Origin of the sequence: Yersinia sp. KBS0713 (assembly GCF_005937895.2) — a bacterium.
GTDB lineage: Bacteria > Pseudomonadota > Gammaproteobacteria > Enterobacterales > Enterobacteriaceae > Yersinia > Yersinia bercovieri.
Genome location: NZ_CP042173.1, coordinates 3302887 through 3314609 on the forward strand (window position 1 = coordinate 3302887; position 11723 = coordinate 3314609).

Consider the following 11723-nt stretch of genomic DNA (forward strand, 5'->3'; position numbering starts at 1 on the left):
CACTGAGAATAAAACTGGTGGTATGGATAAAATTATGGCGTATTATTTACTGAACTAATAGTGAACAAATAATTTAAACTATTCCGGATTTAATTGTGCGCATAATTCACCGGCTCACCCAATATCAACGGTTGTATCAAAAATTTGGCGATCAAGCCGCTGCCACTACAGTTGGTGAACTGGCAGGCTTGCTATTTTGCAGCGAACGACATGCCCGCACTCTGATCCAGCAGCTACAGTCGAATGAGTGGCTCAGTTGGCATTCACAGGTTGGCCGAGGAAAACGTGCGCAGCTGCAATGTCTGAAAAGCCCCGATGCACTGCGGGCAACCTACCTGAAAATGTTCCTTGAGCAAGGTGATCATCAGGCCGCCCTTGCCTTGGCCCAGCTTGAACCGGAACGTCTACAAACTTTACTAAACCCTCATATGGGGGGGCAGTGGCAAGCAGATAGCCCAATCCTGCGTATTCCTTATTACCGTGAGCTTGAACCCCTAAATCCGATGATCGTCACTGGTCGGGCAGAGCAACATCTGGTTTATACTTTGCACGCAGGACTGACCCGCTTTAACACTGGTGACCCGCAGCCAAAACCGGATCTGGCCCATCACTGGCAAGTCAGTGATGACGGCTTAACCTGGCAATTTTTCTTACGCAGCCAATTGCGTTGGCATAATGGCGAGCACATTCGCGGAGAACAATTATTGCAAACACTGGCGCTGCTGCGGAACAATCGACGTAGCCAAGCCAGTTTTACCAATATTTCAGCGATCACCCTCCCCCATGCTTTATGCTTAAAATTCACCCTTTCCAAACCTGATTATTGGCTGGCACATCGGTTAGCAGATTTACCCTGCCGACTGTTTCATCCAGACGATCCATTGTTGGGGGCTGGCCCATTTAAGTTGGCGACTTTCGACCAGCATCTGGTGCGGCTGGAGCAACATGAGTTTTATCATTTGCAACACCCTTATCTGGAGATCATCGAATACTGGATAACGCCAAGTCTGGTGGGGCAATCGACTGAAGGTGGTTGCCAGCATCCAGTACGTATCACCATCGGTCAGGAAGAGGATTTTCCGTTGGCCCGCCCAGTCCAGCGCAGCATGAGTCTCGGTTTTTGTTATCTGGCGATCAACCGACACCTCAGTAACATAACACCGCAGCAAACAGCCAAATTACTGATGCTCGTGCAAACTTCCGGTATTTTAGAAGAGCTGTCAGTGCGTCGCGGAGTGATAACCCCCAGCCATGAAATGCTGCCAGGTTGGCCGATTCCGCAGTTTACGTCTGATGATAATCCACCACTACCCACACATCTGATACTGACTTACCAACCACCGATGGAACTTAAGAGTGTCGCCGAACAGTTAAAAACAGTATTGGCGGCACAGGGTTGCACATTAGAGATCCGAGCCAGCCACGATAAGCGGTGGCAAGGCACTCACCAAATTGAAAGCGCAGATCTATTATTAGCTGATCATCTGGTTGGTGAATCTCCCGAAGCCACAATGGAGAGCTGGCTCAGACTTGATCCACTGTGGCGCGGTATTCTCTCTCCTGAGCAATTAATTCAGCAGCAAGAAACACTGACAGATATTCAGCAAATTGAACTAGCACCAGAACGCTTTCGCCAATTACAGGCATATTACAATGATCTGATGCTGTCCGGACTGATTCTGCCGTTATTCAACTACCAATATCAGGTCAATGCCCCACCACGAATTAATGGTGTGACATTGACTGCTTATGGCTGGTTCGACTTCAGCCAGGCATGGTTGCCCCCTGCGACAAATTGATCACTAACTACAATCTGGTCACTAACTACAATCTGATCACTAATTACAATCAGATCACCAACTACAGTCTATAGCGCCAACTATAGACTGACCACCAAACACGGGTTGCTACCTTTTAGTGCGCGAACTGAGTACCATACGGCCAGTTCTTAATTCTTGCTGTGGGTTTGCTCTTTCAAAACCACAGCCGTACGAGGTCAGAGTATGAGACGTGCCGTAGTTGTTTTTAGTGGTGGACAAGACTCCACGACCTGCTTAATTCAAGCATTACAGCAATATGATGAAGTCCACTGTATTACGTTCGATTATGGGCAACGCCACCGCGCAGAGATAGAGGTTGCTCACGAGCTTGCCACGCAACTTGGTGCTAAGGCACATAAAGTATTGGATGTTGGTATGCTCAACGAATTAGCCGTCAGCAGCCTGACCCGAGACAGCATCCCTGTGCCGACTTATAATGAAGAAGATACTGATGCAGTTCCCAGCACCTTTGTTCCTGGCCGTAATATTCTCTTCCTAACACTGGCCGCTATCTATGCTTATCAAGTGCAAGCACAGGCGGTGATCACCGGTGTCTGCGAGACCGACTTCTCCGGCTACCCTGATTGTCGTGATGAGTTCGTTAAGGCACTTAATCACGCTATCGATTTAGGTATTGGCCGAGATATCGCTTTCATCACCCCGCTGATGTGGCTGGATAAAGCCGAAACATGGGCATTGGCGGATTATTATCAGCAACTCGATCGTGTCCGTAACGATACCCTCACCTGTTATAACGGAATTCAGGGCGATGGCTGCGGCGAGTGTGCCGCCTGCCACTTGCGCGCTAAAGGACTGGCGTTCTATCTAGCCAATAAGCCCAATGTGTTATTGAGCCTGAAACAAAAAACCGGGCTGGTTTGACTATCTCATCGTCCTGCAACTACTTGCACTGATCACTACCGCGCCCTAAGTTATAGCCTCGCTCTATGGGAGCGAGGAGTCTATCTCTATCAGCAGTAGTTCAATCTCCCACTCATAGACCTCGGTTGACAAATTCTTGCAACTTTTCACGCAATTCCCCCTCAATCGGCAACGCCTTCTGGCTACGCAGGTCAATACAGACAAAGGTCAATTCAGCATCCGCGACAGGAATAGAGTCTGGCTCCAGCGAAACCACCTGTTTCATCACACCGCTTTTACCGTTTAGTCTTAACAGTTGGCTATCAATCCGCAACAGATCACCCAATACTGCTGGCCGACGGTAGCTGATATTGATATTAACCACGATAAAAGCAATTTGGTGCTCTGCCATCCATTGAGCTGCCGGCTCTCCATCCAGCCATTCCCAGCGCGCTTCTTCGAGAAACTCTAAATAGCGGGCATTATTAACGTGTTGAAAAACATCAATATGGAAACCCCTGACTTTAATATGTGTATGCATGACGGCGAGCTTCTCCAAACAGTGATAAAAGTTATAGGGTAACTAACACAACTGGTATGACCTCAATGCAAGATTAGCAGAGGAAAATAAACTTATAGCGTGCTTACAATATAATCTGGACCAACATCACAGTTTTCCCTGACAGCTGCGGCTTACATTATGAGAAGTTGGCAGCTATTTGTGCAGCGAAAGGGTCAGGCAAATACTCACCAGCACTTACCCGCCCCCTGAGTCTACTCGCTACAAACTCAGTTATTCGCTACAACTTCGTTTACTCGCGACAAGCCAAGTCTACATTTTAAGTTTGCGGCTGTTGCGCTCCAAGAACGAGGGGCCAATACCGGGAACTTCAAGCAGTTGCTCCGTATCAGTGAAAGGACCAAACTGCTCACGATAAGCAATAATGGCTTCCGCCTTCTTCTTACCAATTCCGCTTAGCTGCTGTGCCAGTTGCTCCGCATTAGCACTATTAATATTGACCTGGCCCGGTAGGTTATCCGATGGATTGCCCGCAGATACTGTGGTACTAGCCTGCCCGCTCCTCTTCTCAGCCGCTTTGGTCAGCGTATTGTTCGCTTTTACCGGACTATGCTTCGCGGCATCACCAGACTGATTGAGCGCCTTATCCTGAGGGGCGCTGGTGGAGCTAGCCGGTGCGGCGTAAGCTATCTGTGGGATATTAATACCGACCAACAATGCCGCTATAACGAACAATTTTCCTATAAATTTCATGCTGTATCCTCCTTGTGTTTGACAGCATGGCTACCTTGCCGCAACCGCTTGTTAATCGCAAAGGGCAGATTTCAGATATGCGAAAGGTCGCCAAAGCGACCTTTCGTTGTTACATCGAGTTGCAAATGAATGCGAGAACTATTGCAGTTATTACTGCGGCTGCTGTTGCTCCGCAGGCCCCATCTTGATGGTGGCCTGTTTGTGTAGGTTCGCCATCAATGCATCAAAGGTCACACCGCTAGACCCTTCCTGCATTTTAGCAATGAAGGTTTTCATTTCGCCTTCCGGTAATTTACCCGCAGTCACCGACAACAGTTCAATCAGTACGATATTGTCCTGACGATCCTGAGACAAGCCATAGACTGGCTGATCTTTTTGCGGATGAGGCAATGTAAAGATCGTCTGCACTAATTGGTCATCATCTGGCGCTCGTGACAAGGTTTTCTTCTCGCCAAAGCTGATACCAGCGGCTTTCATGGCCTCTTCGCCTTTGCCTTGTTTCAGCGCAGTGAGGATCTTCTCACCATCAACACGTGCCAGCTGTTCTGCTTTCTGACGTTTCACTAGTTCAGCGACCTGATCACGAACTTGCTCGAATGGTTCAATGCCTTCAGGTTTATGGCCATCGATACGGATAACGAAAGCACGGTCACCATCAACAGTGATGACATCTGAGTTACTACCCGGTGCGCCATTCTCACCTATCAAGCCACCGTCAAAGATAGCCTGCGCCACTGGTTTGAAATTCACTTCGGCAGGTATTGAATCACGGGTAAACCAATCTGTGTGCTTAGCTTTAGCGCCAGCGGCCTCTTCAGCTGAAGCCAGAGATTCGTTATCGCTGGTTGCTGCTTCACTCACTTTTTGCTGCAACGCGTAATAGGCATCAACAGCTTTTTCCTGCTTAACCTGTTTCGCCAGCGCGTCATGCACTTCTGACAGCGGCTTAACCTGTTCTGGCTTAATGTCGTTTAAGCGAACAATCAGATAACCAACAGAGGATTTAACCACGTCAGATAACTGACCTTTTTCGCTCAACTTCGCTTGTTTCAGCTCATCAGCCGTTGTCTCTGGTTCCAACCATCCCAGATCTCCCCCATTTTTGCGGGAGATGATATCGGTAGATTTCTCTTTTGCCATCGCGGCAAAATCAGCACCTTTTTTCAACTCCTCCAGTGCTGCTTTGGCTTCAGCTTCATTCTTAAATTGAATAACACTGTAGTTACGGCGTTCTGGTTGGGTATAGCTGCTTTTATGCTGATCGTAATACGCGGCGATATCTTCTTCAGTGACAGTAATTTTGTCCTGCATCGCTGCGGCATCCATCGCAATGAAACTGATTTTCATCTGTTCCGGTGCAATGAAGCTATTTTTGTTCTGGTCGTAATAGGCTTTCAGCTCTTCATCAGTGACTTTCTGCTGCGCCTGAAGTGCTTTGAGATCAATCGTTGCCAGACGAACTTCACGTTGCTGCAAAATCAGCTCTGACATTGCCTGTGCTTCGATAGGCAGTACAAAGCCAGTATCCCCAAAGGCTTGTAGCAACTGTTGATTGATGAGTTGCTGACGCTGTAATTGCGCGAATTGATCGGGGGTGTAGCCCATCCGGTTAACCAGTTCGAGATATTTATTATTATCGAACTTATTATCGGTCTGGAAATAAGGTGCCTGACGAATGGCATCTTTGACTTGTTCATCGCTGGCAGTCAGGCCCAGTTTTTGGGCGTATTGGTCAAGTAACATGTTGTTGACCAACTGACCGAGAACCTGCTGGCGCAGTTGCTGCATGTAGCCTTCGTTCGCGGCCAGCGCGGAGAACTGTTCACCTAGTTGCTGCTGCAAGCGGCCACGCTCACTCTGTACAGCCTGTTCTAACTGAGCACGACTAATCTCTTGGCCATTAACTTTGGCTGCAAAGTCGTTGGAACCACCAATCAGATAGCTGCCAACCCCGGTCAGGATAAAGGACAACATGATCAGGGCCAGAAGGATTTTGAGCACGACGTTATTAGCAGCCGCGCGTAAATTGTCCATCATAATGTGACAATACTCCGCTGTAATATGGATTAAAACTGTTGCGCAGGTCTAAATAAACCCAGCATTCCTTGCGACAGCCATTCGTGCTGCTGCGCGTTAAAACTGCTACCTAAACGAAAAAAAGCGCATCAGTAACGATGCGCCTTGTATCTTACCTTACCATCTCAACTGCGTCAGGTTATTGTTTAACACAAACAATATACACCCGTCATATTTGCAGCAGCAGAGATGCTAGCAGCCACTCCAAATGCTTTGGGTAAATACACAGGTGAGAGTTGACGCGGCAATTAGTTTACAGCGTCTTTCAGACCTTTACCGGCGCGGAAGCCTGGTACTTTAGCCGCTGGAATACTGATTTCTTTGCCTGTCTGAGGGTTACGGCCAGTACGTGCAGAACGCTCACGGACTGCAAAAGTACCAAAACCAACCAGAGCTACGTCATCACCTTCTTTCAAAGATTCAGTAACAGAAGCAATAATTGCATCTAATGCGCGCCCAGCGGCCGCTTTAGAAATATCAGCACCAGCGGCAATTTTGTCGATCAGTTGTGACTTATTCACTCTTTCATCCCCTTTAGAATTCTATCGTCGCGCCGAAAATCCCTACGGACAACACGACAGCGCAGCTGTTATATCAATCCTGCCCGACCTTAGCAAGCAACCCAAAGGCTCAAACTTTTACCGGACAGCCGAACTAACTTAGCGGCACAAAAAATAGCTGGCAAGTAGCATTTCACTTACCAGCATCAGTTTTATCAATACTTCTTGCGATACGTCACTATTTTGACGCTACCGGCTGTGCCCCGAAGGCAGGATTTTGCAAAGCAATGGCTAAAACATCATCAATTCGTTTAACCGGATGAATTTCCAGATCAGCAATTACGTTGTCAGGAATCTCTTCCAAATCACGTTTGTTCTCTTCTGGAATTAGCACCACTTTGATCCCACCACGGTGAGCGGCCAGTAATTTCTCTTTCAAACCACCGATTGGCAAGACTAAGCCACGTAAAGTGATTTCACCGGTCATTGCCACATCGGCACGTACCGGGTTGCCGGTCAGGCAAGAGACCAGTGCGGTACACATTGCAATACCTGCGCTCGGACCATCTTTCGGCGTCGCGCCTTCAGGCACATGTACGTGGATATCACGTTTTTCGTAGAAATCAGGATTGATACCTAATTTATCCGCACGTGCGCGCACCACAGTCAATGCCGCCTGAATCGACTCTTGCATCACTTCACCCAGAGAACCGGTGTAAGTCAGCTTACCTTTACCTGGAACGCATGCGGTTTCAATGGTTAGCAAATCGCCGCCAACTTCAGTCCACGCGAGGCCAGTCACTTGGCCAACACGGTTTTCAGTATCAGCACGACCATAATCGACTTTCTGCACACCAAGGAAATCTTTCAGATTGTCGCCAGTGATCTCAATATGCTTAACCGTTTTATCCATAAGCAGATTTTTTACTGCTTTGCGGCACAGTTTGGAGATTTCGCGCTCCAGACTACGTACCCCAGCTTCGCGGGTGTAATAACGGATAATGCTCATGATGGCGCTGTCATCGATGGTCAACTCGCCCTTCTTAATGGCGTTGCGCTCAAATTGTTTCGGCAACAGATGCTGCTTGGCAATATTGAGTTTCTCATCTTCGGTATAACCGGACAGGCGAATCACCTCCATACGATCCAGCAAAGGTGCTGGGATATTCATGGAGTTAGAGGTCGCAACAAACATGACATCTGACAGATCGTAATCCACTTCCAGGTAGTGATCGTTAAATGCCACGTTCTGTTCTGGATCTAACACTTCCAGCAGTGCGGAGGCCGGATCGCCGCGCATATCGGAGGCCATCTTATCGATCTCATCCAACAGGAAGAGTGGGTTTTTCACTCCAACTTTTGCCATCTTCTGGATCAATTTACCCGGCATAGAGCCAATATAGGTACGGCGGTGACCACGGATTTCAGCTTCATCACGTACCCCACCCAATGCCATACGCACATACTGACGACCTGTCGCACGGGCAATAGATTGCCCCAGAGAGGTTTTACCCACCCCAGGAGGCCCTACCAGACAGAGGATTGGCCCCTTAATTTTGCTGACTCGGCTCTGTACTGCGAGGTATTCCAAAATACGATCTTTAACTCGTTCCAGGCCGTAGTGATCGGTATCCAGAACTTCCTGCGCTTTGACCAAATCTTTTTTAACTTTGCTGCGGCTGTTCCACGGAACCTGCAACATCCAATCGATGTAACCACGAACCACAGTAGCTTCCGCCGACATCGGCGACATCATTTTCAGTTTTTGCAGCTCGGCTTCGGTTTTTTCGCGCGCATCTTTCGGCATTTTGGCCGCTTCAATTTTACGCTTTAGCGCTTCATGCTCGTCAGGCGTATCGTCCATCTCGCCCAGCTCTTTCTGAATGGCTTTCATTTGCTCGTTCAGATAGTACTCGCGCTGGCTCTTTTCCATCTGCCGTTTGACGCGGTTACGAATCCGCTTTTCGACCTGTAACAGATCGATTTCTGATTCCATCATCGCCATCAGATATTCCAGACGTTCGGTCACATCGAACATTTCCAGAACCGCTTGCTTATCATTTAATTTCAACGGCATATGTGCCGCGATAGTATCAGCAAGACGTGCCGCATCATCAATACTGTGCAACGAGGCCAGTACTTCCGGTGGGATTTTTTTGTTCAGTTTGATATAGCCTTCAAACTGATTAATGGCTGTGCGAACTAATACTTCTTGTTCACGATCATCCATCACAGGTGATTCAAGGTATTCCGCCTGGGCAGCAAAATGCTCACCACTATCTGAAAGCGTTGTGATACGCGCACGCTGTAACCCTTCGACCAGCACTTTAACCGTGCCATCAGGCAATTTCAGCATTTGCAAAATCGAAGCTACGGTGCCGACTGAAAACAGATCATTGATACCAGGCTCATCCGTCGAGGCTTCTTTCTGCGCAACCAGCATGATTTTCTTATCATGGTCCATTGCAGCTTCCAGGCACCGAATCGACTTTTCCCGGCCAACAAACAGTGGGATCACCATATGCGGATAAACCACCACATCGCGCAGAGGCAATACAGGGATTTCTATGCGTTCGGAACGCTCAGGGTTCATAGAGCTCTCTCTTAGTTTAGCTTCCGCCAGATTACTGGAAATCTCGTGAAACACGAACCATCACGAGTTTCATTAAATAGGTAATTGAGTATATGGGGACGAATGTCTTACATTCAACGATAACAATGCGAGGAAAAAGAAATGGGGGATAAAATCCCCCATTGTCATACTAACCATCTGGATTATTTGGCTAATTATTCGCCAGAAGCTTGTGCTTCCGGTTGACCGTAAATCAGCATTGGAGCAGATTGGCCAGCGATAACTGACTCATCTACCACCACTTTCTCCACACTGTCCATTGACGGTAAATCGTACATCGTATCCAGCAAAGCGCCTTCTACGATAGAACGCAGGCCACGAGCACCTGTTTTACGTGCCATCGCTTTCTTGGCAATCGCAGTTAACGCCTCATCACGGAACTCAAGCTCCACACCTTCCAGATTGAACAACGCCTGATACTGTTTAGTCAGCGCGTTTTTAGGTTCTTTCAAGATTTGAATCAGTGCGTCTTCGCTCAATTCGCTCAGGGTAGCAACCACTGGCAGACGGCCGATAAATTCAGGGATTAAACCGAATTTAATCAAGTCTTCTGGCTCAGCCTGGCTTAATAACTCACCTTCTGTTGCCTTCTCTGACTTGCCTTTTACCGTCGCGCCGAAACCAATGCCAGTTCCTGTGTTAATACGCTGCCCAATCACTTTGTCCAAACCGGCAAAAGCACCGCCACAGATAAACAGAATTTTAGAGGTATCAACCTGCAAAAACTCCTGTTGTGGGTGCTTGCGACCACCTTGTGGCGGCACGGCTGCAATTGTCCCTTCAATCAATTTCAACAGGGCCTGTTGCACACCTTCGCCCGAAACATCACGGGTGATCGACGGGTTATCAGACTTACGTGAAATTTTATCAATTTCATCGATATAGACGATCCCACGTTGCGCTTTTTGAACGTCGTAATCACATTTCTGCAATAGCTTCTGAATGATGTTTTCTACATCTTCGCCCACATAACCCGCTTCAGTCAGCGTGGTCGCATCGGCCATGGTAAATGGCACATCCAGGAAGCGAGCCAATGTCTCCGCCAGCAGGGTCTTACCGCTACCCGTCGGGCCGATCAGCAAAATATTACTTTTACCCAGCTCGATGCCATTACTGGTATCGCCGTTGCGTAAACGCTTGTAGTGGTTATACACCGCAACAGCCAGCACTTTTTTCGCCGGTTCCTGCCCGATGACATAATCATCAAGGTGACGACGAATCTCGTGAGGAGTGGGCAGCGAACTGCGCTCCCGGTGCGGGGCAACTTCTTTGATCTCTTCGCGAATAATGTCGTTACACAAATCGACACATTCATCGCAGATATACACTGACGGCCCGGCTATTAGCTTACGCACTTCATGCTGGCTTTTGCCGCAGAAAGAGCAATACAGCAACTTTCCAGAACCGTCTTTGCGCTTATCTGTCATCAGTAAACCTCTTTTTCAGTATCTGCCACCCCCTAAATCACGGTGGCAGGGAGACTATTCTCGCTATTTCTGGACACCACGTTAGCCTGCAACGGGTAGCCGATATAATGGGTAGTGTACAAACAATACGCAACTGAACGGGTTCGACGCCACAATTGGCTCTATTGCATACACTACTTGTTCTATTTACATACAATTATAGTATATCGGCTCACAGAAATAAGTCGTTAGTCACGACGGGTGAACACGGAATCAACTAATCCATATCCTACAGCCTCTTCAGCTGACAAGAAACGGTCGCGCTCAGTGTCTCTCTCTATTTCTTCAAGAGATTTTCCCGTGTGAAGCGCCATCAGTTCATTCATGCGCGATTTCACTTTTAAAATCTCTCTTGCATGAATTTCAATATCTGTGGCCTGGCCCTGGAAACCGCCCAACGGTTGGTGAATCATTACCCGTGAATTCGGCAAGCAGAAACGTTTACCTTTAGCGCCCGCCGTCAACAGGAATGCACCCATTGAACACGCCTGGCCCATACAGATAGTGCTGACATCAGGCTTAATGAATTGCATGGTGTCATAAATTGACATCCCGGCCGTAATGACCCCACCTGGTGAGTTGATGTACAGGAAGATGTCTTTTTCTGGATTCTCTGCTTCCAGAAACAGCATCTGTGCCGTAATCAGGTTGGCCATATGGTCTTCAACCTGGCCGGTCAGGAAAATAATGCGCTCTTTTAGCAGACGGGAGAAGATATCGTAAGAACGCTCTCCACGTGAAGTCTGCTCAACCACCATTGGCACCAGAGCCATGTTAGGTGCAAATTGATCTCGTTCGCCACTGTATGACATTACCGTCTCCTAATAGAATTTACTTTGGCGCCATTCATAACCGATTCTACTTGAGATAAGTAATGATGACTATGTTCATGCATCAAGGTGCGTGCAAACAGTCTGGTTATCCAGACACATTCGACAGCGGTAATCAGCCAGTGTTTCATCAACATCTTATGAACGTTTGCTAAGTAAATTGGGGGACTAATCTTCTTTTTCAAGCCCCCTCTCACATTTTTTAGCCTAACAACCGCTCGCTATCCCTGCCAAAATCCCGGCGCCTAATTGATTTTAAGTACAT

Annotated in this window: 9 protein-coding genes; 2 read left to right on the top strand and 7 right to left on the bottom strand. The window is 47.9% G+C overall.

Annotated features, from left to right (window positions below; translation table 11 throughout):
• Positions 1-95: 95 nt before the first annotated feature.
• Positions 96-1799, top strand: a complete 1704-nt coding sequence (locus FFE93_RS15775) for an SgrR family transcriptional regulator (protein WP_138775481.1) — start codon at positions 96-98, stop codon at positions 1797-1799.
• A 204-nt stretch (positions 1800-2003) separates the two neighbouring features.
• Complete coding sequence (queC, locus tag FFE93_RS15780; RefSeq protein WP_049602325.1) at positions 2004-2702, top strand: 7-cyano-7-deazaguanine synthase QueC; 699 nt, start codon at positions 2004-2006, stop codon at positions 2700-2702.
• Between the two features lie 112 nt (positions 2703-2814).
• On the opposite strand, the gene FFE93_RS15785 is transcribed toward queC, so the two are convergent.
• The 7 genes from FFE93_RS15785 to clpP form a co-directional block, all read right to left on the bottom strand.
• On the bottom strand, positions 2815-3222 hold the full coding sequence (locus FFE93_RS15785) for an acyl-CoA thioesterase (RefSeq protein ID WP_138775483.1): 408 nt from the start codon (positions 3220-3222) through the stop codon (positions 2815-2817).
• A 291-nt stretch (positions 3223-3513) separates the two neighbouring features.
• Entirely contained in the window at positions 3514-3954 is a 441-nt protein-coding gene (locus FFE93_RS15790) for a helix-hairpin-helix domain-containing protein (RefSeq protein ID WP_138775485.1), read from the bottom strand.
• A 150-nt stretch (positions 3955-4104) separates the two neighbouring features.
• Entirely contained in the window at positions 4105-5991 is a 1887-nt protein-coding gene (gene ppiD, locus FFE93_RS15795; protein ID WP_138775487.1) for a peptidylprolyl isomerase, read from the bottom strand.
• 287 nt (positions 5992-6278) lie between these two features.
• Positions 6279-6551 (bottom strand): nucleoid-associated protein HU-beta, encoded by a 273-nt coding sequence (gene hupB / locus FFE93_RS15800; protein ID WP_004392663.1) that lies wholly within the window; start codon positions 6549-6551, stop codon positions 6279-6281.
• A 217-nt stretch (positions 6552-6768) separates the two neighbouring features.
• Positions 6769-9123, bottom strand: coding sequence for an endopeptidase La (gene lon, locus FFE93_RS15805; RefSeq protein ID WP_005272730.1), 2355 nt, complete (start codon positions 9121-9123; stop codon positions 6769-6771).
• A 194-nt stretch (positions 9124-9317) separates the two neighbouring features.
• On the bottom strand, positions 9318-10589 hold the full coding sequence (clpX, locus tag FFE93_RS15810; protein WP_004714578.1) for an ATP-dependent protease ATP-binding subunit ClpX: 1272 nt from the start codon (positions 10587-10589) through the stop codon (positions 9318-9320).
• Between the two features lie 227 nt (positions 10590-10816).
• Positions 10817-11440 (bottom strand): ATP-dependent Clp endopeptidase proteolytic subunit ClpP, encoded by a 624-nt coding sequence (gene clpP, locus FFE93_RS15815; RefSeq protein WP_005272733.1) that lies wholly within the window; start codon positions 11438-11440, stop codon positions 10817-10819.
• Positions 11441-11723: the final 283 nt, after the last annotated feature.